Source organism: Burkholderia sp. LAS2, assembly GCF_018417615.1.
In the GTDB taxonomy this organism is placed as follows: Bacteria; Pseudomonadota; Gammaproteobacteria; order Burkholderiales; family Burkholderiaceae; genus Burkholderia; species Burkholderia sola.
The window spans coordinates 3,420,694-3,442,642 of sequence record NZ_CP071052.1 but is presented as its reverse complement, the minus strand read 5'-3'; the positions used below and the strand labels follow the sequence as shown (position 1 = coordinate 3,442,642).

General features: G+C 68.9%; 20 protein-coding genes and 1 riboswitch. Of the genes, 5 read left to right on the top strand and 15 right to left on the bottom strand.

Features of this window, described 5'->3' with window-relative positions; genetic code table 11:
• Nucleotides 1–73 precede the first annotated feature (73 nt).
• The gene (locus tag JYG37_RS15970; protein ID WP_213345578.1) at nt 74–1,009 is read right to left on the bottom strand and encodes a DMT family transporter; all 936 of its coding nucleotides are present in this window, start codon (nt 1,007–1,009) and stop codon (nt 74–76) included.
• Nucleotides 1,010–1,400: 391 nt separating this feature from the next.
• On the opposite strand from JYG37_RS15970, the gene gloA reads away from it, so the two are divergent.
• On the top strand, nt 1,401–1,790 hold the full coding sequence (gene gloA, locus JYG37_RS15965) for a lactoylglutathione lyase (protein ID WP_050014660.1): 390 nt from the start codon (nt 1,401–1,403) through the stop codon (nt 1,788–1,790).
• Nucleotides 1,791–1,897: 107 nt separating this feature from the next.
• Here the strand turns inward: gloA and JYG37_RS15960 are convergent, their stop codons facing one another.
• Genes JYG37_RS15960 through glyQ form a run of 5 tightly spaced genes read right to left on the bottom strand, consistent with a single transcriptional unit; the run spans nt 1,898 to nt 7,339 of the window.
• Nucleotides 1,898–2,785, bottom strand: a complete 888-nt coding sequence (locus JYG37_RS15960; RefSeq protein ID WP_050014658.1) for a M48 family metallopeptidase — start codon at nt 2,783–2,785, stop codon at nt 1,898–1,900.
• Nucleotides 2,786–2,830: 45 nt separating this feature from the next.
• Entirely contained in the window at nt 2,831–3,595 is a 765-nt protein-coding gene (locus JYG37_RS15955) for a lysophospholipid acyltransferase family protein (RefSeq protein ID WP_050014656.1), read from the bottom strand.
• 43 nt (nt 3,596–3,638) lie between these two features.
• On the bottom strand, nt 3,639–4,202 hold the full coding sequence (gmhB, locus tag JYG37_RS15950; RefSeq protein WP_050014654.1) for a D-glycero-beta-D-manno-heptose 1,7-bisphosphate 7-phosphatase: 564 nt from the start codon (nt 4,200–4,202) through the stop codon (nt 3,639–3,641).
• A gap of 10 nt (nt 4,203–4,212) precedes the next feature.
• Entirely contained in the window at nt 4,213–6,312 is a 2,100-nt protein-coding gene (gene glyS, locus JYG37_RS15945; protein WP_124631521.1) for a glycine--tRNA ligase subunit beta, read from the bottom strand.
• Nucleotides 6,313–6,334: 22 nt separating this feature from the next.
• Nucleotides 6,335–7,339, bottom strand: a complete 1,005-nt coding sequence (gene glyQ / locus JYG37_RS15940; protein WP_006488593.1) for a glycine--tRNA ligase subunit alpha — start codon at nt 7,337–7,339, stop codon at nt 6,335–6,337.
• A 320-nt stretch (nt 7,340–7,659) separates the two neighbouring features.
• On the opposite strand from glyQ, the gene JYG37_RS15935 reads away from it, so the two are divergent.
• The gene (locus JYG37_RS15935) at nt 7,660–9,315 is read left to right on the top strand and encodes a tetratricopeptide repeat protein (protein WP_124631522.1); all 1,656 of its coding nucleotides are present in this window, start codon (nt 7,660–7,662) and stop codon (nt 9,313–9,315) included.
• A 57-nt stretch (nt 9,316–9,372) separates the two neighbouring features.
• Here the strand turns inward: JYG37_RS15935 and lnt are convergent, their stop codons facing one another.
• From lnt to JYG37_RS15895, 8 genes are all read right to left on the bottom strand, one after another.
• Nucleotides 9,373–11,073, bottom strand: a complete 1,701-nt coding sequence (lnt, locus tag JYG37_RS15930) for an apolipoprotein N-acyltransferase (RefSeq protein ID WP_124631523.1) — start codon at nt 11,071–11,073, stop codon at nt 9,373–9,375.
• Between the two features lie 52 nt (nt 11,074–11,125).
• Nucleotides 11,126–12,013 (bottom strand): CorC family transporter, encoded by an 888-nt coding sequence (locus JYG37_RS15925; RefSeq protein WP_021160150.1) that lies wholly within the window; start codon nt 12,011–12,013, stop codon nt 11,126–11,128.
• Nucleotides 12,014–12,308: 295 nt separating this feature from the next.
• A complete protein-coding gene (locus JYG37_RS15920) occupies nt 12,309–12,458 on the bottom strand; it encodes a hypothetical protein (protein WP_162838123.1) in 150 nt (49 codons plus the stop codon).
• 70 nt (nt 12,459–12,528) lie between these two features.
• Nucleotides 12,529–13,161, bottom strand: coding sequence for a gamma-glutamylcyclotransferase (locus JYG37_RS15915; RefSeq protein ID WP_050014645.1), 633 nt, complete (start codon nt 13,159–13,161; stop codon nt 12,529–12,531).
• A 12-nt stretch (nt 13,162–13,173) separates the two neighbouring features.
• A complete protein-coding gene (ybeY, locus tag JYG37_RS15910; protein ID WP_050014643.1) occupies nt 13,174–13,950 on the bottom strand; it encodes an rRNA maturation RNase YbeY in 777 nt (258 codons plus the stop codon).
• A 141-nt stretch (nt 13,951–14,091) separates the two neighbouring features.
• Nucleotides 14,092–15,138, bottom strand: a complete 1,047-nt coding sequence (locus tag JYG37_RS15905) for a PhoH family protein (protein WP_050014641.1) — start codon at nt 15,136–15,138, stop codon at nt 14,092–14,094.
• A 33-nt stretch (nt 15,139–15,171) separates the two neighbouring features.
• Nucleotides 15,172–16,545: a tRNA (N6-isopentenyl adenosine(37)-C2)-methylthiotransferase MiaB gene (miaB, locus tag JYG37_RS15900; protein WP_050014637.1), complete on the bottom strand. Its 1,374-nt coding sequence runs from the start codon at nt 16,543–16,545 to the stop codon at nt 15,172–15,174.
• A gap of 214 nt (nt 16,546–16,759) precedes the next feature.
• Entirely contained in the window at nt 16,760–17,692 is a 933-nt protein-coding gene (locus JYG37_RS15895) for a LysR family transcriptional regulator (RefSeq protein ID WP_050014635.1), read from the bottom strand.
• 147 nt (nt 17,693–17,839) lie between these two features.
• On the opposite strand from JYG37_RS15895, the gene JYG37_RS15890 reads away from it, so the two are divergent.
• The 3 genes from JYG37_RS15890 to ribB all read left to right on the top strand — a co-directional run bounded on the left by JYG37_RS15890 (nt 17,840) and on the right by ribB (nt 21,076).
• The gene (locus tag JYG37_RS15890) at nt 17,840–19,015 is read left to right on the top strand and encodes an MFS transporter (protein ID WP_050014634.1); all 1,176 of its coding nucleotides are present in this window, start codon (nt 17,840–17,842) and stop codon (nt 19,013–19,015) included.
• Between the two features lie 218 nt (nt 19,016–19,233).
• Nucleotides 19,234–19,920 (top strand): helix-turn-helix domain-containing protein, encoded by a 687-nt coding sequence (locus JYG37_RS15885; protein ID WP_050014630.1) that lies wholly within the window; start codon nt 19,234–19,236, stop codon nt 19,918–19,920.
• Nucleotides 19,921–20,098: 178 nt separating this feature from the next.
• Nucleotides 20,099–20,247, top strand: a riboswitch (FMN riboswitch).
• A 118-nt stretch (nt 20,248–20,365) separates the two neighbouring features.
• Nucleotides 20,366–21,076, top strand: coding sequence for a 3,4-dihydroxy-2-butanone-4-phosphate synthase (ribB, locus tag JYG37_RS15880; RefSeq protein ID WP_050014629.1), 711 nt, complete (start codon nt 20,366–20,368; stop codon nt 21,074–21,076).
• A gap of 72 nt (nt 21,077–21,148) precedes the next feature.
• On the opposite strand, the gene JYG37_RS15875 is transcribed toward ribB, so the two are convergent.
• Nucleotides 21,149–21,835 carry an HAD family hydrolase gene (locus JYG37_RS15875; protein WP_089488934.1) on the bottom strand — a complete coding sequence of 229 codons (687 nt, stop codon included), beginning with the start codon at nt 21,833–21,835 and terminating at the stop codon, nt 21,149–21,151.
• Between the last annotated feature and the right edge of the window lie 114 nt (nt 21,836–21,949).

The following is a 21,949-nucleotide window of genomic DNA, read 5'->3' as shown; positions in this document are numbered from 1 at the left end:
GCCCACCCGCTGTATCGAAGAGAGCTGCCCGACGGGCAGCTTTTTTGTTGCCCGCGTGTATTTGCGCCGGTCGTCACATCCGCCGGCGCGGCGGCGCGTTGACGAGCGCGATGCCGGTCAGCACGAGCGCGGCCGCGGACATGAAGCGCCAGCCGACCGATTCGCCGAGCAGCAGCACGCCGAACGCGACGCCGAACAGCGGCGGCAGGAACGTGAACACGGACAGCCGCGACGCGCTGTAGCGCGTCAGCAGCCAGAACCACGACAGGTAGCTGACGAACGCGACGATCACCGACTGATACGCGAGGCTCGCGAGCGCGACCGGTGTGATCCGCGCGAACGACATCTGGCCGAACAGCGCGGCGAGCGCGACCAGCACGACCGCCGATACCGCGAGCTGGTAGAACAGCGTCTTGCTCGCGCTGGCCCGCGCAAGCGCCGTCGAGCGCACGACGACCGTCGTCGCGGCCCACATCGCGCCGCCGAGGATCCCGAGCGCGTCGCCGGCGAGCCCTGCCAGCACCGATGCGCCGGGCGCGCGCGGCTTCAGGAAGCCGTCCGCGAACGCGAGCGCGATGCCGGCGAATGCGAGGCCGACGCCGGCCCATTGCGTGCGCTGCAGCCGCTCGCCGGGTGCGAACAGGTGCAGGCCGAGCGCGGTGAAGCACGGCGCCGTGTACAGGAAGATCGCCATGTGCGACGCGCTCGTCAGCGTCAGCCCGAAGAACACGCAGATGAATTCTCCGGCGAACAGCGCGCCGGCCGCGAGGCCCGCACCGAATGTGCCGTCCGCCTGAAACAGCGGCGTGCCGCGCGTGCGGGCCCAGCCCCACAGCAGCACCGCGGCGATCACCGAGCGCAGCCCGGCCTGGAACATCGGCGCGATCGCGGCGTTCGTGCTCTTGATCGCGACCTGCTGGAAGCCCCAGATCGCGCACAGCAGCATCATCAGGCCGACGGCGCGCGTATCGAGTGCGCGGCGCACGCGGGCGGCGGCAAGCGCGGTCATCGGCGCGCCTCGCTGGTCGGGCCTTGCGGCACGGAGGTCAGGCGGGCGGCGCGTCCGGCGCGCTCGAATCGACGGTTTCGCACGGCAGTGGGGCGGCAAGAAAAAATGGGTGGTCGCGGTCGGGCGGCGGCGCGCATGCCCGCTTTTGGTGCGAAGTGGAAGGATGTTACCCGATCGACGCGGTGCCCGGGCGAGCCGGATCGTGCCGCTTTCAGTCGTTGCGCGCTTGCTCGCGCCGAGGCAGCCGATACGCGGCATCGGCCGCGTGCTTGTTGGGCCGTTCCGGGCTAGGCGCCCCCGGCTAGGCGCCCCCGGCTAGGCGCCCCCGGCGAATTTCACCCGACTCCGGTAGAATTTCCGGCTCTGGAAAGTCCCCACAGGAGTACAACCCATGCGTTTGCTGCATACGATGCTGCGAGTCGGCGATCTCGACCGCTCGATCAAGTTCTACACCGAATTGCTCGGCATGAAGCTGCTGCGTCGCGAGGATTATCCGGAAGGCAAGTTCACGCTCGCGTTCGTCGGCTACGAAGACGAAAGCACGGGCACCGTGATCGAGCTGACCCACAACTGGGAGACGCCGTCCTACGATCTCGGCAATGGCTTCGGCCATCTGGCGGTGGCGGTCGACGATGCGTACGCGGCCTGCGAGAAGATCAAGGCGCAAGGCGGCAAGGTCACGCGCGAGGCAGGCCCGATGAAGCACGGCACGACCGTGATCGCGTTCGTCGAGGATCCGGACGGCTACAAGATCGAGTTCATCCAGAAGAAGGCGCACTGAACGCCGGATGAGCGGTTCGCGGCGCGTGGCGCGTCGCGGGCAACGAAAACGGGCGATGCGGCGTGATCCGCATCGCCCGTTTGGCGTTTACGTCGTGACCGATCGCATCAAAGCGACGGCAGTAGCTCGGGCGGGTGATGCTTGAGCGTGTGCCGCGCTTCGCGGAACTCGGGGAAGATCGATTCGACGGTCTGCCAGAAGGCCGGGCTGTGGTTCATCTCGCGCAGGTGCGACAGCTCGTGCGCGACGACGTAGTCGATGATCGACATCGGGAAATGGATCAGCCGCCAGTTCAGGCGGATCTTGCCGTCGCTCGAGCAACTGCCCCAACGCGTCGCGGCCGACGACAGCGCGACCATCGAATACGTGACGCCGAGCTTTTCCGCGTAGACCACGAGGCGTTCGCCGAAGATGCGTTTCGCTTCGCCCTGCAGCCAGCCCTGCACGCGATCCTTGATCTGCTGCATGTCGGCCTGCACGGGCAGCGGCAGCGACAGCCGCAGCGCGTCGGCATCGAACGCGACGGCGCCCGCGCCGAGCGCGATCGTCACAGTCTTGCCGAGATACGGCAGTTGCGCGCCGTCGCGCCAGTCGATCTGCGGCAGCGCGCGCTGCTCGGTGCGCGTCTTCCATTCCGCGAGCTTCGCGAAGATCCAGCGTTGCTTTTCGGCGATCGCCGCTTCGATGTCGGCGAGCGTGACCCAGCGCGGCGCGGTGATCGACAGCCCGCTGCCGTCGATCGTGAAGCCGATCGTGCGGCGCGCCGAGCGCTTCAGCCGGTATTCGAGCACGCGGCTGTCGAGCGCGAACGTGCGCACGCGCGAGCGATCGGGCGCCGGGCCCGGATCGAGCGGCGCGGCGGGGGCGGCTTCGGGCGGCGCCGGCGGGGCGGCAGGCGCCGACGGCGCGGCGGCCGGCCCGTCGAAGAGCGGCAGATCCATCTGGCGATGATCGAGGGCCACGACGGCAGGCCGTGGCCGCGGACGCTGTTTCATCAGTTCGCTTCTTTTTGTCGTACGCAACGGCTGCAATCCGGGGCGTCAGGCGCGCGCGGCATCGCGCGTGCCGGCGTTGCCCGCCTGGCGATACGCGTCGGGATCGATGCGGCGCATTTCCGCTTCGATCCATGCTTCGACCTGCGAGTTCAATGCATCGGGCGTCAGCCCTTCGCTGGGGATCGGCTTGCCGATCGACACCGTGACGACGCCCGGGAATTTCGTGAACGAGTTGCGCGGCCACACACGACCTGCATTGTGCGCGATCGGCACGACCGGCGTGCCGGTTTCGATCGCGAAGCGCGCGCCGCCCGTCTTGTACTTGCCCTGCTTGCCCACCGGCGTGCGCGTGCCTTCGGGGAACATGATCATCCATGCGCCTTCCGACAGGCGCTTCTTGCCCTGGCGGATCACCGAATTGAACGCGTTCTTGCCTTCCTTGCGGTTGATGTTGACCATGTGCAGCAGCCCGAGCGCCCAGCCGAAGAACGGCACGTACAGCAGCTCGCGCTTGAACACGTAGCACAGCGGCTTCGGCATCAGCGCCGGAAACGCAAGCGTCTCCCACGCGGACTGGTGCTTCGACAGCAGCACGGCCGGGCCGTCGGGCAGGTTCTCGAACCCTTCGATCCGATAGCGGATGCCGTTCAGCCAGCGCACGACCCACAGCGTCGACTTGCACCAGCCGGCCGCCATCCAGTAGCGCGCGTCGGGGCGCATGAACGGGAACGCGATGAAGCACGCGGTGGCGTACGGCACCGTGTACAGGATGAAGTAGATCAGCAGCAGCAGGGAGCGGACGAAGCGCATCGGCGTGAGTCTGGTGTTGGGGAGGATGCGCGCGGCAGCCGCATCACTCGTGTTCGTGTGAAAGAAAATCGAGCGCGAACGCGCGCAGGTCGTCGTGGACTTTCGTGCCGTCCGGCAGATTGCCTGCGGCGAGCGTTTTCTTGCCCTTGCCGGTCAGCACGAGATGCGGCTGGAAGCCGACCGCGACGCCGGCCTGCAGGTCGCGCAGCGAATCGCCGACGACCGGCGTGTGAGCGGGATCGATCTCGAAGCGCTCGGCGATCATCTGCATCATGCCGGGTTTCGGCTTGCGGCAGTCGCAGTGATCCTCGGCCGTGTGCGGGCAGAAGAATACCGCGTCGATGCGCGCGCCGACCGCGGCTGCCGCGCGATGCATTTTCAGGTGCATCTCGTTCAACGCGGCCATGTCGAACAGCCCGCGGCCGATACCGGACTGGTTGGTCGAGACGACCACGCGATAGCCCGCGTGGTTGAGCCGGGCGATCGCCTCGAAGCTGCCGGGCAGCGCGATCCATTCGTCGGGCGTCTTGATGAACGCATCCGAATCGACGTTGATCACGCCGTCCCGGTCGAGGACGACGAGCTTTCGGTTGGGGCTGGTCGGCATCGTGCGGCCCTTATGCGGCGAGCTTCGAGATGTCGGCGACGCAGTTCATCTGCTGGTGCAGCGCGGACAGCAGTGCGAGACGGTTCGCGCGCAGCGCCGGATCTTCCGCGTTCACCATCACGTCGTTGAAGAACGTGTCGACCGGCGCGCGCAGCGCGGCGAGCGCCGACAGCGCGCCCGTGTACGCACGCGCCTCGAGCTGCGACTGCACGTGCGGCGTGACGGCCGCGAGCTGTTCGTGCAGCGCCTTCTCGGCCGCCTCGACGAGCAGCGTCGGCTGCACCGCGCCGTTCGCGCCGCCTTCCGATTTCTTCAGGATGTTCGAGATCCGCTTGTTCGCGGCCGCGAGCGCTTCGGCTTCCGCGAGGCGCGTGAATTCGCGCACCGCGTCGAGGCGCGCGACGAGGTCGTCGATGCGCGTCGGGTTCAGGCTCAGCACCGCGTCGATTTCGCCGGCCGAATAGCCGCGCTCGCGCAGCAGGCCGCGCAGGCGATCCATGAAGAACGCGAAGATCGCGTCGGTCGATTCGGCGACGCCCGGCACGCCGTCGAAGCGCGCATGGGCCGTGCGCAGCAGCGCCACCAGATCGAGCGGCAACTGCTTTTCGAGCAGCAGGCGCAGCACGCCGAGCGCGTGACGACGCAGCGCGAACGGATCCTTCTCGCCGGTCGGCGCGAGGCCGATGCCCCAGATGCCGACGATCGTTTCGAGCTTGTCGGCGAGCGCGACGGCGGTCGACACCGGCGTGGTCGGCAGCGCGTCGCCGGAGAAGCGCGGCTGGTAGTGCTCGGCGCACGCGAGCGCGACGTCGTCGGCTTCGCCGTCGTGGCGCGCGTAGTACGTGCCCATCGTGCCCTGCAGCTCCGGAAACTCGCCGACCATGTCGGTCAGCAGGTCGGCCTTCGCGAGGCGCGCGGCGCGCTTCGCGTGCGCGGTATCGGCGCCGATCGCCGGGGCGATCTCGCCCGCCAGCGCCTCGAGGCGCTCGACGCGTGCGAGCGCCGAACCGAGCTTGTTGTGATAGACGACGTTCGCGAGCTGCGGCACGCGCTCGGCGAGCGGCTTCTTCTTGTCCTGCTCGAAGAAGAACTTCGCATCGGCGAGGCGCGGGCGCACGACGCGCTCGTTGCCTTCGATGATCTCGCCCGGCGTCTTCGTGTCGATGTTCGACACGATCAGGAAGCGCGAGCGCAGCTTGCCCGCGACGTCGGTCAGCGCGAAATACTTCTGGTTCGTCTGCATCGTGAGGATCAGGCATTCCTGCGGCACCTGCAGGAATTCGTCCTCGAAGCGGCACGGGTAGACGACCGGCCATTCGACCAGCGACGTCACTTCGTCGAGCAGCGACTCGGGCATCACGACCGTGTCGCCGTTCGCATGTTCGTTCAGCTGCGTGCGGATCGTTTCGCGGCGATCGGCGAAGTGCGCGATCACGCGGCCCTTGTCGCGCAGCGTGTCGGCGTATGCGCGCGCATGCTGGATCGCGACCAGGCCGTCCGACAGGAAGCGGTGGCCGAGCGTGGTGTCGCCGGCGTCGACGCCGAACGCGGTGACGGGCACGACGCGATCGTCGTGCAGCACCGTCAGCCGATGCACAGGGCGCACGAACTTCACGTCCGAGCCGTCCGGGCGCTGGTACGTCATGAATTTCGGGATCGGCAGCTTCGCGAGCGCTTCGTCGAGCGCGGCCTGCAGGCCGTCGGCGAGCGTGGCGCCGGCCGCCGAGTAGTTGATGAAGAATGCTTCGGCCTTGCCGTCCTGCGCGCGCTCGAGATCGGCGATCGACGCGTTCGGGTGGCCGAGCGCCGCGAGCTTCTTCGCGAGCGGCGCCGTCGGCTTGCCTTCGGCGTCGAGCGCGACCGACACGGGCAGGACCTTTTCGCGGACCTGTCTGTCGGGTGCGACGGCGCGCACGTTCTGCACGACGACCGCGAGGCGGCGCGGCGTCGCGTAGCGTTCGAACACGAGTTCGCCTTCGATGAGGTCGCGCGCGGCGAGGCGTTGTGCGATACCTTCGGCGAATGCGTCGCCGAGGCGCGCGAGGGCCTTCGGCGGCAGCTCTTCGGTCAGCAGTTCGACGAGCAGGGGGGCGGGATGATTGTGCGTCATATCTGGAATAAATCTCGTCTCGTCAGACCTGATCGATCTTGCGTTCGACCTTGAGCGGCGGCGCCCACGCCGGCTGCGCGGCGTCCTGGGCGTCGGTGGTGAGGCCCGGCACGCCCGGCGGGTTGCCGAGCATCGGGAAGCCGAGCTTCTCGCGCGAGTCGTAGTAAGCCTGCGCGACGAGACGCGACAGTGCGCGGATGCGGCCGATGTACGCGGCCCGCTCGGTGACCGAGATCGCGCCGCGCGCGTCGAGCAGGTTGAACGTGTGACCGGCCTTCAGCACGAGCTCGTACGCGGGCAGCGCGAGCTGCGCGTCGATCATCTTCTTCGCTTCCGCTTCGTAGCTGTTGAAGAACGTGAACAGCAGGTCGACGTTCGCGTGCTCGAAGTTGTAGGTCGACTGCTCGACCTCGTTCTGGTGGTACACGTCGCCATACGACAGGCGGCGCAGCTCGGGGCCGTTCGGGCCTTGCTCTTCCCACTCGGTCCACACGAGGTCGTACACGTTCTCGACCTTCTGCAGGTACATCGCGAGGCGCTCGAGGCCGTACGTGATCTCGCCGAGCACCGGCTTGCATTCGAGGCCGCCGACTTCCTGGAAATACGTGAACTGCGTGACTTCCATCCCGTTCAGCCACACCTCCCAGCCGAGGCCCCACGCGCCGAGCGTCGGGTTTTCCCAGTCGTCCTCGACGAAGCGCACGTCGTTCTGCTTCAGGTCGAAGCCGAGCGCTTCCAGCGAGCCGAGGTACAGGTCGAGGATGTTTTCCGGCGCCGGCTTGAGCACCACCTGGTACTGGTAGTAGTGCTGCAGGCGGTTCGGGTTCTCGCCGTAGCGGCCGTCCTTCGGGCGGCGCGACGGCTGCACGTACGCGGCGCGCCACGGCTCGGGGCCGACCGCGCGCAGGAACGTGTGGACGTGCGACGTGCCCGCGCCGACTTCCATGTCGATGGGCTGGAGCAGGGCGCAACCCTGCTTGTCCCAGTAGGACTGCAGCGTCAGGATGATTTGCTGAAACGTAAGCATGAAGAGCCTTCGTGGCGCTGGCGCTCCGTTGCGGGCGGCGCTCCGGGCGGGCCCGGAGGGTCGGCTCGCGCGGCGGCGCGGCTTGTTAGTGTGCTGAAACGCGTAATTTTACCGGATCGGCGACCGGATGCGGCCGGAAGGCCGATGCGGGCACCGCCGGCCTGTTTCCGGCGGCCTGCGCACCCATCGCCCGCATGCGTCGCGCAGCCGCGTGCGGGCCGCCGCGACGCGCATGCCGCGGCGCTTCGCGCGGGCGGTAAGATGCGCGTATTGCGGCGCGCGCGATGCGCGCCGCGTCACCGCTTGCCGACGCTCACCGCATGGACGAACCGACCGACATCCTGATTCCGCTGCTTCCGCCGTTCCTCGCGCTGCTCGGACAGGCCGCCGACGCGCAGGCGCGCGGCGAGCATGCCGCGCACGAACTGTGGCTTGTCGCCGCCACGCATCTGCATGCGGTCGATGCGCCGGCGATCGCGCAGCTCACGGCCACGCTCGTCGCGCGGCAGCGCACGGACGACGCGATTGCGCTCGCCGAATGCGCGGCGCGCGCGCAGCCGGGCGCGGACGCGTACTTCAACCACGGCTACGCGCTGCAGATGGCCGGCCGTCACGCGGATGCGGTCGCGCCGTACCGCGCGGCGCTAGCAATCGATGCCGGCTGGCCGTCGCTGCGCAACAACCTCGCGATCGCGCTGCGCTTGTCGGGCGGCGAGCGCGCGGAAGAGATCGCGCTGCTCGACGCGGCCGTGAAGCACGATCCGCAGGACGTGCAGGCATGGATCAATCTCGTCGTCGCGCGAATCGCGATGCAGGACCTCGACGGTGCGCTCGCGAGCGCCGCGCGGCTCGCCGATCTCGCGGCCGACAACGCGCTCGCGATGAACAACGTCGCGATGGCGATGAAGGAGGCGCAGCGCTGGGACGACGCCGAGCGCCATGCGGCGCGTGCGTGCGAGCTGGCGCCCGACGACGCGTCGTTCCGCTTCAATCTCGCGATCATCCAGCTCGTGCGCGGCAATTACGCAGCCGGCTGGCGCGGCCACGAGGCACGCTGGGACGGCGCCGGCGAATTGCGCGGCCGCCGGCCGGCGCTGCCTGGCCCGCGCTGGCAGGGCGAGCCGCTCGCCGGCAAGACGCTGCTGGTATGGGGCGAGCAGGGGCTCGGCGACGTGCTGCAGTTCTGTCGCTTCGTCGCGCCGCTCGCCGAACGCGTGCATCGCGAGGGCGGCCGGCTCGCGTGGAATACGTTTCCGGCGCTCGGCACGCTGATGCAGCGCAGCCTCGGCGCGCACGCGGACGTGTTCGGCGCGGGCGGCGGCGTCGACGCGCTGCCGGCATTCGATTACGAAGTGCCGCTGATCGGCCTGCCGCTGATGCTCGGCATGGAGGCGTCGACGCTCGCCGCGTCGGTGCCGTACCTGCGGGCCGAGCCGGCCGCACGAGACGCATGGCGCGCGCGGCTCGCGGGCGACGGCCGGTTGAAGGTCGGGCTCGTGTGGACGGGCAGTGCGGGCCACCAGCGCAATCCGTTCCGGCGCGTCGGGCTCGAGCGCTACACCGATGCATTTCGCGGGATCGACGGCGTCACGTTCTATTCACTGCAGCCGGGGGCGGACGCGGATGTCGCCGCCGCGCGCGCGGCCGGTTTCACGATCGAAGACCACACGGACGAATTGACGAGTTTCGACGATACGGCCGCGTTCATCGGCGCGCTGGATCTCGTGATCACGGTGTGCACGTCGGTCGCGCACCTGGCCGGCGCACTCGGCGCGCGTACGTGGGTGCTGCTCGACGTGAATCCGCACTGGCCGTGGCTGCTCGATCGCCGGGACAGCCCGTGGTATCCGACCGCGACGTTGTACCGGCAGCCGACGTTCGGTGCGTGGGCGCCGGTGATGGAGGAGGTGCGCCGCGACCTGCGGAGCCTCGCCGCGCAGCCCGAGCAATCGGATCGATCGTCCCGGCAGGCCTGAACGGCCGGCCGGTTCGCGGTCACGCGCGGCCGCCGGGCGCGACGGCGGCCCGCCGCGTCACGCCGCTTCGCCGCCGCCGGGTTGCCGGCCGTTGCGCCGGCGCAGCCCGGGCCCGAACGTGAAGCCGAACGCGAGCAGCACGAACGACACCGCGAGCACGATGTTGTTGCCGCTCGTCACGTACGGCGTGAAGCCGCTCGTGCCTTCGATCCGCACGTCGAGCGAGCCGATCGTGAACGGCTTCAGCTGGCCAAGCACGCGCCCGTGCGCGTCGATCGCGGCCGTCATCCCCGTATTGGTCGAACGCAGCATCGGCCGGCCCGTCTCGAGCGAGCGCATCCGCGCGATCTGCAGATGCTGGTCGAGCGCGATCGTGTCGCCGAACCACGCGAGGTTCGTCACGTTGACGAGCACGCCGGGCGGCTGCGGGTTGTCGCGGATCGTCGCGGCGATTTCCTCGCCGAACAAGTCCTCGTAGCAGATATCGGCCATCACCGGCTGGTTGTGCACGAGGAACGGCTTCTGCACCGGCGCGCCGCGCGCGAAGTCGCCGAGCGGCATCTTCATCAGGTTGACGAACCACCGGAAGCCCCACGGAATGAATTCGCCGAAGGGCACGAGGTGGTGCTTGTCGTAGTGATAGATGTCGCGCGAATTCGGCGTCACGCCGTACAGGCTGTTCGTGTAGTCGACGTAGTGGCCGTCCTCGGTCACCGACGCGCCGACCGCGCCGAACAGCACGGCCGACCCGGTCGTGTCGCTGAATTTTCGGATCGCGACGGCGAACGGCTCGGGCAATTCCTGGATCATCACCGCGATCGCGGTCTCGGGCGTGACGATCAGGTCGGCCGGTTTCTCGACGATCATCTGTGTGTACATCTTGATCGCCGCGTCGATGCCTTCCTGCTCGAACTTGATGTCCTGCTTCACGTTGCCCTGCAGCAGCCGCACGGTGAGCGGCGCGTTCGCGGGCACGGTCCACGTGACCTGCGACAGCCCGAGGCCGGCCGCGACGAGGGCGACGGCGATGCCGGCCGGCGCGGCGATGCGCACGCGGGCGTTGCCGCCCGATGCGCCGGCTTCGCCGTCACGCACCGGCGACGGCCGCGCGGCGGCGAGCGCCTGCACGACGAGTGCGGCGAACAGCGCGAGCACCCACGCGATCCCGTACACGCCCACCACCGGCGCGAAGCCCGCGAACGGGCCGTCGACCTGCGGGTAGCCGCTGCCGAGCCACGGAAAGCCGGTGAACACGGTGCCGCGCAGCCATTCGCCGAGCGCCCACGCGCTCGCGAACGCAAACGCGCCGTGCCAGGTCGGCGAGAACGGCCGCGGGTCGGCCTCGCGGCGATGCCATGCATGGCCCGCGCAGAACGACCACAGCCCGGCCGAAAACGCCGGGTACAGCGACAGGTAGAGCGCGAACAGCACGAGCGCGCCGCCCGCGAGCGGCGCGGCCATCTCGCCGTACACGTGCATGCTGATGTAGAGCCACCAGACGCCGCTGATGAAGTTGCCGAAGCCGAACGCGCCGCCGGTGAGCGCGGCGCCGCGCCAGTTCGACGTGCGCGTCAGCTGCGCGAAAAACCAGACGAATACGACGAGCTGCAGCCAGCCGCCGTGCGGCGTGGGCGCGAAGCTGAGCGTATTGGCCGCGCCGGCGAGCAGCGCGGCCGGATAGTGCCAGCGCGGCAGCGCGCGGCCGGGCGCCGGCGCGAGAAGGCCGCCAGCCGGGCGGGACGGAATCGGATCGTCCATGTGAAGCGGAAGAGGGCGAGCGGTTGAAGGAGGCGCGGCTGGCGCGGAACGGTCAGTCTTCGTGCGAGGTTTCGGCGCGACGGCTGGCGAGCGGGTTGCGGCGCACCAGCAGCACGTGAACCTGGCGCGCATCGCCGCGCTGGATTTCGAACACGAGGTTGCCGAGCTGCAGCTTCTCGCCGCGGTGCGGCACGCGTCCGAAATGATGGGTGATCAGGCCGCCGATCGTGTCGACCTCGTCGTCGGGGAAATCGGTGCCGAACGTCTCGTTGAACTGCTCGATCTCGGTGAGCGCGCGCACGCGGTAGCGGCCGTCCGGCCCCGAGATGATGTTGCCGGCTTCCTCGTCGAAGTCGTATTCGTCCTCGATGTCGCCGACGATCTGTTCGAGCACGTCCTCGATCGTGATCAGGCCCGCGACGCCGCCGTATTCGTCGACGACGATCGCCAGGTGGTTGCGGTTCACGCGGAAGTCGTGCAGCAGCACGTTCAGGCGCTTCGATTCCGGAATGAACACGGCCGGGCGCAGCATTCCGCGCACGTCGAATTCTTCCTCGGCATAGAAGCGCAGCAGATCCTTCGCGAGCAGCACGCCGATCACGTTGTCGCGGTTCTCCTCGTACACCGGGTAGCGCGAGTGCGCCTTTTCGAGGACGAACGGGATGAAATCCTCGGGCTTGTCGGCGATGTTGATCGCGTCCATCTGCGCGCGCGGCACCATGATGTCGCGGGCGCACAGATCGGAGACCTGGAACACGCCTTCGATCATCGACAGCGAATCCGCGTCGATCAGGTTGCGTTCGTGGGCGTCCTGGAGGATTTCCAGCAACTCGCCGCGGGATTCGGGCTCGGGCGAGATGAAGTCGGTCAGGCGCTCGAGCAGCGAGCGCTTTTCTTGCGGTTTGTCGGTTGGCTTACGACTGGGATACGAATCGTTCATGGTGGTGCGCCCGGGTCATGCCGGGGCGCGCGGTCACGGAGTAGGCAAGGATACACCAAGGGCACGACGCGACCGTGTCACCCGGCCGTACGGCCAGGGTGGACGGCTCGCGCGGGCCCCGCTCGCGGACGGCCGCGCCGGGCGCGACGTCGTCGTCGGGTCCATCCTATCGCAGAAAGCGTCGGCGGGGCGCGGCGGCAAAAAAATGGCGGCGGGCAGGGCGGCGCGGCCGGACGCGGGCAACGGCCGGCGACGGCGGCATTCCGTCGCAGGCGGCGCACGCGTCGCGCGCCGTTCAGAACCGCATGCCGGCCGAGCAGCCGCCGGCGGCCGCGCCGTTGGTCGCGGCGCCGCCGCAGCCGAGTATGCCGCAGCCGGACAGCGCGACGCTCGCGGCGACGAGCAGCACGGCGATCCTGCAACGCGACCGGCGTGACGATTTCATCGGGCGTGTCCTCGTGTGGATGCGCGGGCGGCGCGGGGTCGCATGGCGGCCGCCCGCGCGGTGTGCCGGATCATCGGCATCGCGCCAGCAACCCTTCGAGCGCGCGGTCGGGGATGCCGCTCGCGCGCAGTGCGTCCACCGTGCGGCTCACGTAGTCGAGCGTCGTGCCGTAGCGGCCGGCCGCGCAGCGGAACACTTCCTTGACGACGGGGTCGGTCAGCTTGCCCGTATAGGTCGGTGCGTCGCGGCGCATCACGAACGCGAGCGCGTTCACGCGTTCGCCGGTCTCGAGCGAGCACGGCAGCCACGCGGGCCGGTACGAGCCCATCGGCATTTCGCGCTTCCACAATGTCTCGAGATGCGGCTGCGCGGTCGGGCCGGAGAGCCGGAATGCGATGCCCGAGCACGAGCCGCCGCGATCGAGCGCGAGCACGAGGCCCGGCCGTTCGGGGGTGCCGCGATTCACGCGCGACCACAGGTAGAGCCCGCGATGGTAGCCGTGCACCTTGCCGCGTACGGCGGCGACGGTCGGCAGCCCGGGATTCCAGATCAGCGAGCCATAGCCGAACAGCCAGAGATCCTGCCGGCCGTCCCAGTCGCGCATCGTCTGCGCGAGCGACGCCGCGAGCTCGTCTTCCGTCAGCAGGCGTCCTTCGCCGATCGACGGCGGGTAGGCGGGCGGCAGCATCGCGGCGTGGCGCATCGGGCGGACGGCTTACTGGTACGGGTTCGGGAAACCCAGTTTCGCGAGGATGTCGATTTCGAGCGCTTCCATTTCGGCCGCGTCCTCGTCGCTCGTCTCGTGGTCGTAGCCCTGCGCGTGCAGCGCGCCGTGTACCAGCAGGTGCGCGTAATGGGCCGCGAGCGGCTTGCCTTGCTCGTGCGCTTCCTTCTCGACGACCGGGCAGCACAGCACGAGGTCGCCGATCACGGTGCCGTCGGGCGCCGCGTCGTACGCGAAGGTCAGCACGTTGGTCGGATAGTCCTTGTGGCGGTAGCCGGCGTTCAGCGTACGGCCTTCGTTCTCGCCGACGAAGCGCACGGTGAGCTGCGCGCTCGCGAACAGCGCCGGCTCGATCCATTCGGCGATCAGCTTGCGCTTCGGCAGCGTCTTGCGCACGTCGCTCGTGATCTCGTCGCCGTACTGCACGGACAGGTCGAATTCCAGCGCGCGCGGCTCGTCTTCGGGGTCGTCCTCGCGCGGCGCGAACTCGGCGCCGACGTGCAGCGTCACGCTGTCGTAGTGCTCGGGCTGCAGCGCGAGCTTCGCACGCATCGCCGGATCGTTGTGCTGCGCGACGATCGCGACGGCCGCGTCGCCCGAGCTGCCCGACAGGTCGAACATCAGGCTGCGGCCGTCCGGGAAGTCGATCCGCAGCCCTTGCGCGTTGACGGTCCGGGCTTTGCCCTTCGCGTCGAACAGCGAAAGGCGGGGGGATTCGGACGCGGCGGACGGGGCGCGGCCGGACTTGCGGGAACGAGAGGATTTCATGACGCGTGCGGCGATTGGGACGCGTTGAGGATACACCAAACGGCCGATCGCGCCCGAATTCGGACCGGGCGGCGCCCGGGCAAAAGAAAGCCCGGCGCGCCGTCTGGCGGGCCGGGCCGGGCAGCGCTCGGGCGCCGCCGCTCAGCCGTCCTGGTGCTGCGCGTGGAACTCGTCGTACGCCTCGACGATGCGTGCGACGAGCGGATGGCGCACGACGTCCGCGCTCGTGAAGCGCGTAAGCGCGATGCCGCGCACGCCGCCGAGCACTTGCTGCGCCTCGACGAGGCCGCTCTTGTGGCCGCGCGGCAGGTCGACCTGGCTCGTGTCGCCGGTCACGACCGCCTTCGAGCCGAAGCCGATCCGCGTGAGGAACATCTTCATCTGCTCGGGCGTGGTGTTCTGCGCCTCGTCGAGGATGATGAACGCGTGGTTCAGCGTGCGGCCGCGCATGTACGCGAGCGGCGCGATCTCGATCATCTGGCGCTCGAACATCTTGGCCGTCTTGTCGAAGCCGAGCAGGTCGTACAGCGCGTCGTACAGCGGCCGCAGGTACGGGTCGACCTTCTGCGCGAGATCGCCCGGCAGGAAGCCGAGCCGCTCGCCGGCCTCGACGGCCGGGCGCGTCAGCACGATCCGCTTGACCTGGTCGCGCTCGAGCGCGTCGACCGCGCACGCGACCGCGAGGTAGGTCTTGCCGGTGCCGGCCGGCCCGATGCCGAACGTCACGTCGTGCTGCAGGATCTGCTTCAGGTATTCGCGCTGGGCGGGCGTGCGGCCGCGCAGGTCGGCGCGCCGCGTGTAGAGCTTCGGCCCCGGCTCTTCCTCCGGTTCGCTGGCGTCGAGCTGCGCGACGGGCTCGTCGAACGGATGATCGGGGTCGCCGCGAAAGCGCACGTCGAGCGTGTCCTGGCGGCCGTTGCCGGCCGTGTGGCGCACTTCGACCAGCGCAAGCTGGATGTCGTCGACCGACAGCGGATCGCGCGCGCGGTTGTAGAAGTTTTCGAGCGCGGCGAGCGCGAGCTTGGCGCCGCGCCCGCGGATCGTGATCCGGTGGCCGCGCCGCGCGAGCGTGACGTCGAGCGCCTGTTCGATCTGCCGCAGGTTCTCGTCGAGCGGGCCGCAGAGGTTGGCGAGGCGCGCGTTGTCGTCGCGCGGGGCGGTGAATTCCAGTGCTTGGACGGTCTTCAAAGTAGCGTCGGGCTCCTGTCGGGCGTCGGTCGGTCAGTGGGTGGCCGCGCTCGCGTCGTCGCTGACGAGCACGAGCTCGCCGCGCAGCGAGTGCGGGTACGCATGGTTGATCTTCACGTCGATCATCTGGCCGATCAGGCGCGGGTGCGACGCGAGCGGCGCCGGGAAATTCACCACACGGTTGTTCTCGGTGCGGCCCGCGAGCTCGTTCGGGTCCTTGCGCGACGGGCCCTCGACGAGGATCCGCTCGACCTTCCCGACCATCGACTGGCTGATGCGCGCGACGTTCTCCTCGATCGTCGCCTGCAGATGTTGCAGGCGTTTGAGCTTCACTTCGCGCGGCGTGTCGTCGGCGAGGTTCGCGGCCGGCGTGCCGGGGCGCGGGCTGTAGATGAACGAGAAGCTCGTGTCGTAGCGCATCTCGTGCACGAGCGCCATCATCTTGTCGAAATCGTCCTCGGTCTCGCCGGGGAAGCCGACGATCATGTCGGTCGACAGCGACAGGTCCGGGCGGATCGCGCGCAGCTTGCGGATCACCGACTTGTATTCGAGCACCGTATAGCCGCGCTTCATCGCCATCAGGATGCGGTCGGAGCCGTGCTGCACCGGCAGGTGCAGGTGGCTCACGAGCTTCGGCACCTTCGCGTACGTGTCGATCAGGCGCTGCGTGAATTCCTTCGGGTGCGACGTCGTGTAGCGGATCCGCTCGATGCCGGGGATGTCGGCGACGTATTCGATCAGCGTCGCGAAATCGGCGATGTCGGACGAGCCGGCGGTCAGTGCGCCACGATAAGCGTTCACGTTCTGGCCGAGCAGCGTGACTTCGCGCACGCCCTGGTCGGCGAGGCCGGCCACTTCGGTCAGCACGTCGTCGAGCGGGCGCGACACTTCATCGCCGCGCGTGTACGGCACCACGCAGTAGCTGCAGTATTTCGAGCAGCCTTCCATGATCGACACGAACGCGCTCGGTCCCTCGACGCGCGCGGGCGGCAAGTGATCGAACTTCTCGATTTCGGGGAACGTGATGTCGACCTGCGCGCGGCCGCTCGCGCGGCGCGCGTCGATCATCTGCGGCAGGCGGTGCAGCGTTTGCGGGCCGAACACGAGGTCGACGTACGGCGCGCGCGACACGATCGACGCGCCTTCCTGGCTCGCGACGCAGCCGCCGACGCCGATCAAGAGGCCCGGCTTCGCTTCCTTCAGCTCGCGCACGCGGCCGAGATCGGAAAACACCTTTTCCTGCGCCTTTTCGCGCACCGAGCAAGTGTTGAACAGGATGATGTCCGCGTCTTCCGGCGTGTCGGTCTTTTCGAGGCCTTCGGCCGCATTGAGCACGTCCACCATCTTGTCCGAGTCGTACTCGTTCATCTGGCAGCCGAAGGTCTTTACGTAAACTTTCTTGGTCATGGGGATTCGCCGTTCGCAGTGGTTGACCTGGGGGCGTCGTCAAGGGTGAATCGGGACGGCCGTGCGCGGCACGCGAATGGCGCGCATCGGACAGGAAAGGCCGTCGGGAAAGCCTTCCATTATAGCTTTTCACGCCACGACGGACGGGCGGCCGGTTGCGGGCGCGCGACGCCGGTTTTCACGTTCCGACCCCGGAGTGGTGGCGAGGCGGCCGTCAGCGGCACGCGTTCAGCAGGTCGTCGAGCGCGGCTTCCTCGCGCGCGAAGCGCTCGGCGAGAAAATCGAGCAGCACGCGCACGCGCGGCGCCATGTAGCGCTTGCTGTGATAGATCGCGTGCAGCGGCGCGTCCTGGTGCCGCCAGTCGGGCAGCAGCACGCGCAGCCGGCCCGCGCGGACGTCGTCGGCGATGTCCCACAGCGACTTCAGCGCAATGCCGTGGCCGCGCAGTGTCCATTCGCGGGTGAGGCCGCCATCGTTGGTCTCGAATGCGGTCGACACCGGCACCGTGTGAACCTGCACTTCGTCGCCGCGCGTGAAGTGCCAGGTGTTCATCGGGCCGGACGCGATCGTGATCACGTTGCACGGAAAGCGGGCCAGATCGTGCGGATCGGCCGGCACGCCATGGCGTTCGACGAACGACGGCGCCGCGCACAGCACGCGCCGGTTGGTCGCGAGCCGGCGGGCGATCAGCGCGCCGTCGGGCGGCGCGGCGAAGCGGATCGCGAGGTCGATCTCGTCCTGCCACAGGTTCGACGACGAATCGGACGCCGTCAGCGAGAACGTGACGCCCGGATGCAGCGTCGTGAATTCGTGGAGCCAGTCGAGCAACTGGTGGCGGCCGAAATCGGACGTCGACGACAGCCGCACCTTGCCGCTCACGACGTTGCGGCCTTCCTGCAGCATCGCGTCCGCGTCGTCGAGCGCCTGCAGCGCCTGGCGGCAGCAGTTCAGGTACAGCTTGCCTTCGTCGGTGAGCCGCAATTGCCGTGTCGAGCGTTCGAACAGGCGCGTCGCGATCTTTGCCTCGAGCTTCGCGAGCCGCGCGCTCGCGGCGGCTGGCGTGAGGTTCAGCTTGCGCCCGGCGGCGGACAGGCTGCCGAGTTCGGCAGCCTCGACGAACAGCCGGATGTCGCCTAGTCGGTCCATGCGATTTTCCAGAAATATTTGAAAATGGTTCAAATGCCACGCCAATTATCAAATATAGGCGTCTTCGGGACAATGCGCGCACATCCCGCTTTCTTGTGCGGTGCGGCACCGACCGGGCGCCGCAGCCGCCGTCTTCCGGAGAACGTCATGCCCATTCCGCTCCTGGCGCTCGCGATCAGCGCCTTCGCCATCGGCACCACCGAATTCATCATCATGGGCCTCTTGCCCGAAGTCGCGCACGACCTCGCCGTGTCGCTGCCGTCGGCCGGCCTGCTCGTCACCGGCTACGCGCTCGGCGTCGCGGTCGGCGCGCCGCTGCTCGCGGTGCTGACGAGCCGCATGCCGCGCAAGGCCGCGCTGCAACTGCTGATGGCGATCTTCATCGTCGGCAACGTGCTGTGCGCGACCGCGTCCGGCTACGCGATGCTGATGGTCGCGCGCGTCGTCACGTCGTTCGCGCACGGGTCGTTCTTCGGCATCGGCGCGGTGGTCGCCGCGTCGCTCGTGCCGGCCGACAAGCGCGCGAGCGCGATCGCGCTGATGTTCACCGGGCTCACGCTGTCGAACGTGCTCGGCGTGCCGTTCGGCACGTTCGTCGGCCAGGTGCTCGGCTGGCGTGCATCGTTCTGGATCGTCGCCGCGCTCGGCGTGCTGGCGCTCGGCGGCGTGGCCGCGCTGGTGCCGAACCGCCACGACAGCGGGCCGGTCGGCCTCGGCCACGAAGTGCGCGTGCTGAAGGAGCCGCAGGTGTGGCTCGCGCTGCTGATGACCGTGCTCGGCTTCGGCGGCGTGTTCGTCGTGTTCACGTACATCGCGCCGATTCTCGAGACCGTGTCGGGCTACTCGCCGCGCGCGGTCGCGCTGATCCTCGTGCTGTTCGGCGCGGGGCTGACGATCGGCAACACGATCGGCGGCAAGCTCGCCGACCGCGCGCTGATGCCGTCGCTGATCGCGATCCTCGTCGCGCTGATGGCCGTGATGGCCGTGTTCGCGAAGACGAGCCACCTGCCGGTCGCGGCGGCCGTCACCGTATTCGTGTGGGGGATCGCCGCGTTCGCGACGGTGCCGCCGCTGCAGGCGCGCGTGGTCGAGAAGGCCGCGAGCGCGCCGCATCTCGCGTCGACGCTGAACATCGGCGCGTTCAACGTCGGCAATGCGGGCGGTGCGTGGCTCGGCGGCGTCGCGCTGGAACACGGCTTCGCGCTCGATGCGCTGCCGTGGGTCGCGGTCGCGGTGACGTTCGCGGCGCTGGTCGTCACGTGGCTCGCGATGCGGCTCGATGCGCGCGGGCCGGCGCGCGGCGCGGCGCCCGCGGCACCGTGAGCGTCGCCACGGCGCGCCGCGCGGCGATGCCATAGCGGCAGGAAAAGGTTCGCGAGAAACGCATTCCTCCGCGATGCTGATAACGGTGTGAAGATAACTTCGTTTGCCCGTACCAGGCCGGGTGATAGCGTCTCGATACGCGCCAACGACCGGCGCAACCCGATTCCGATTCCGGCTTACCCCTACGCAGGGCCGCGCAGCGGCCCGGAGGCCATGCTATGTCTTCATCCCTGGCGCTCGTGCGCGACGTGTCTTCCTTCGAGTCCGGCAATGCCGCCGACGGACGCGGCGCCGCGTCGCTCGACGCCCTCGAACAGGTCGTCGGCGTGAACCTCGCGCGCTTGCGCGCCGAGCGGCAACTGTCGCTCGATGCGCTCGCGCGGCTGTCCGGCGTGTCGCGCGCGATGCTCGCGCAGATCGAATCCGCGCGCAGCGTGCCGTCGATCAAGGTGCTGTGCAAGATCGCCGCGGCGCTGAAGGTGTCGGTCGCCGCGTTCCTGCGGCGCCATGCGGTGAACGGTTTCGAGCATCTGGCGGCCGAGCGCGCGTCGCGCGTCGTCAGCTCGAACGGCCGTTTCTCGGCACGTGCGCTGTATCCGGAAGGCGAGCCGGCGGCGGCCGAATTCCACGAGCTGCGGATCGCGCCGCTGCATACCGAGCCCGGCGCGCGCCGCGCGCCCGGCACGACGGTCAACCTTGTCGTCAGCGAAGGCACGCTCGAAGTGAGCGTGCACGACCGTCGCCAGTTGCTCGCGACCGGCGACGCGATCGTGTTCGACGCCGACCAGCCGTACAGCCTGCGCAACCCGGGCGACAGCGAAGCGCGAGCGTTCCGCGTGACGGTGAGCCCGGAGGTGCCGCCGCGCTGGCTCGTGCCCGACGCGGCGCACGCGGCGGTCAACTGATCGCGCAGGCGGCGCGACGCGGCTGCGCTCCGCGCTTTTCGCACGATCGTGGCTCCGTCCGCCGGCCGTTCGGACGATGCCGTTAGACGGGGTCGTCAGTAAGGTTTTACGCTGCGCGTCGCGCGCGGCTGTTGTATGCTTGGCCCGCCGATGACGGGGTGTTCCCGTCCGGCAATCAGTGCGTCTTCAGGGCGGGGCGAAATTCCCCACCGGCGGTAGGCTGGCGTAAGCCGGCGAGCCCGCGAGCGCCCGCGCATCCGCGCGGGGTCAGCAGATCTGGTCGAATGCCAGAGCCGACGGTCACAGTCCGGATGAGAGAAGATGTGCAGATAGTCATGTCCGTCAGGGCCGCTTCGCGCTGCACGCGAAGCGGGTTGTCGTTCTGTCTGTTTGCAATGCCCTGAAACGTTTTTCGCCCAAATCGTATTTGCGAGGAGCGTTTCACATGTCCTTGATGTCCGTTTCGTCGGCGCCTGCCGACGCCTTTGCCGATCTCCCGTTGCTGGATGCCGAACCGGTGCCGCCGCGCATTGCCGCCGCGCTCGACGCGATGCGCGCAGGTCGCGCGGTCGTGCTGCAGGACGACCACGACCGCGAGAACGAAGCCGACCTGATCGTCGCCGCCGAGCGCATCACGCCCGAGACGATGGCGCTGTTGATCCGCGAGTGCAGCGGCATCGTCTGCCTGTGCCTGACCGACGACACGGTGCGCGCGCTCGAATTGCCGCCGATGGTGCAGACCAACGAAAGCCGCAACGGCACCGCGTTCACCGTATCGATCGAGGCGCGCGAAGGCGTGCATACCGGCGTGTCGGCCGCCGATCGCGTGACGACGATCCGCGCGGCGATCGCCGACGGCGCGAAGCCGCACGACATCGTGCGCCCCGGCCACGTGTTTCCGTTGCGTGCGCAACCGGGCGGCGTGCTGGCGCGCCGCGGTCACACCGAAGGCACGGTCGACCTGTCGATCCTCGCGGGCCTGAAGCCGGCCGGCGTGCTGTGCGAGCTGATGAATCCGGACGGAACGATGACGCGCGGCGACGATGTCGAGCGCTTCGCGCAACGGCACGGGCTGCCGATGCTGACGATCGCGGAACTCGTCGCGTTCCGCGAGGCGCTGGCGGCGGCGCGCGAACGCTGCTGCGAGCCGGCCTGAGTGGAAGGAAAGGCGGGCGCGTTCGCGCGCCCGTGGCGCGGCCGGATCGACCCGATCCGGCCCGACTGACGATCAGGACTGCGCGTCGCCGAATTCGCCGCGCATGCCGGCTTCGACGAGCGCCGGCAGTTCGTCCATCCTGCGCATGATCCGCGTGATGCCCATCGCGCGCAGCGCGTCCGCGTAGTTGTCGGGGATGTGGCTCGCGCCGACGAACGCGATCGTCTTCATCCCGGCCGCCCGCGCGGCATTCAATCCCGAGATGCTGTCCTCGACGACGACGCAGCGCGCCGGCGCGACGCCGAGTGTTTGCGCCGCGTGCAGGTAGACGTCGGGATAGGGCTTCGGCCGCGCGACCTGTTCGGAACTGAATACCCGCTCGCCGAAGATCTCGGTGAGCGACGCGCGCTTCAGCGAGCTGCGCACGCGCACGAGCCGGCTGTTCGACACGACGGCGGCCGGCAGCGTGACCTTCAGCAGCGCGTCGCGCACGCCGCTGATCGGCGCGAGTGATTGCGCGAGCGCGATTTCGATGTTGTGCTCGATGGTCTCGATGAAGTTGGCGGGCATTTCGACCCCGAAGCGGGCTTCGATGCCGGTGAGGAAACGCGACGTCTGCTGGCCGAATGCCGACTTCGCGGCGGCTTCGAAATCGAGGTTCGGGAACGTGGCGGACAGCGTGTCGAGCAGCACGCGGTCGGCGATGACTTCGCTGTCGACGAGCACGCCGTCGCAGTCGCAGATGAGGTGATCGAGCATGGTGATGAAAACGCGGAATATCGGCGACGCCGATCGATTCGCCATCATACGTGCTTTCACGCGCCGGCCGCGCGACGTGGCGGCACATTTGCCCGATGCGGCCGTGCCGTTGCG

Bases quoted from the DNA above. Each gene is read 5' to 3' on its own strand.
- JYG37_RS15885 (WP_050014630.1), top strand. From the start codon at position 19,234: ATGTCTTCATCCCTGGCGCTCGTGCGCGACGTGTCTTCCTTCGAGTCC.
- ybeY (WP_050014643.1), bottom strand. From the start codon at position 13,950: ATGAAATCCTCTCGTTCCCGCAAGTCCGGCCGCGCCCCGTCCGCCGCG.
- gmhB (WP_050014654.1), bottom strand. From the start codon at position 4,202: ATGCCGACCAGCCCCAACCGAAAGCTCGTCGTCCTCGACCGGGACGGC.
- JYG37_RS15970 (WP_213345578.1), bottom strand. From the start codon at position 1,009: ATGACCGCGCTTGCCGCCGCCCGCGTGCGCCGCGCACTCGATACGCGC.
- glyQ (WP_006488593.1), bottom strand. From the start codon at position 7,339: ATGCTTACGTTTCAGCAAATCATCCTGACGCTGCAGTCCTACTGGGAC.
- JYG37_RS15920 (WP_162838123.1), bottom strand. From the start codon at position 12,458: ATGAAATCGTCACGCCGGTCGCGTTGCAGGATCGCCGTGCTGCTCGTC.
- JYG37_RS15890 (WP_050014634.1), top strand. From the start codon at position 17,840: ATGCCCATTCCGCTCCTGGCGCTCGCGATCAGCGCCTTCGCCATCGGC.
- JYG37_RS15935 (WP_124631522.1), top strand. From the start codon at position 7,660: ATGGACGAACCGACCGACATCCTGATTCCGCTGCTTCCGCCGTTCCTC.
- gloA (WP_050014660.1), top strand. From the start codon at position 1,401: ATGCGTTTGCTGCATACGATGCTGCGAGTCGGCGATCTCGACCGCTCG.
- JYG37_RS15895 (WP_050014635.1), bottom strand. From the start codon at position 17,692: ATGGACCGACTAGGCGACATCCGGCTGTTCGTCGAGGCTGCCGAACTC.
- JYG37_RS15955 (WP_050014656.1), bottom strand. From the start codon at position 3,595: ATGCGCTTCGTCCGCTCCCTGCTGCTGCTGATCTACTTCATCCTGTAC.
- ribB (WP_050014629.1), top strand. From the start codon at position 20,366: ATGTCCTTGATGTCCGTTTCGTCGGCGCCTGCCGACGCCTTTGCCGAT.
- glyS (WP_124631521.1), bottom strand. From the start codon at position 6,312: ATGACGCACAATCATCCCGCCCCCCTGCTCGTCGAACTGCTGACCGAA.
- lnt (WP_124631523.1), bottom strand. From the start codon at position 11,073: ATGGACGATCCGATTCCGTCCCGCCCGGCTGGCGGCCTTCTCGCGCCG.
- JYG37_RS15875 (WP_089488934.1), bottom strand. From the start codon at position 21,835: ATGCTCGATCACCTCATCTGCGACTGCGACGGCGTGCTCGTCGACAGC.
- JYG37_RS15915 (WP_050014645.1), bottom strand. From the start codon at position 13,161: ATGCGCCACGCCGCGATGCTGCCGCCCGCCTACCCGCCGTCGATCGGC.
- miaB (WP_050014637.1), bottom strand. From the start codon at position 16,545: ATGACCAAGAAAGTTTACGTAAAGACCTTCGGCTGCCAGATGAACGAG.
- JYG37_RS15925 (WP_021160150.1), bottom strand. From the start codon at position 12,013: ATGAACGATTCGTATCCCAGTCGTAAGCCAACCGACAAACCGCAAGAA.
- JYG37_RS15960 (WP_050014658.1), bottom strand. From the start codon at position 2,785: ATGAAACAGCGTCCGCGGCCACGGCCTGCCGTCGTGGCCCTCGATCAT.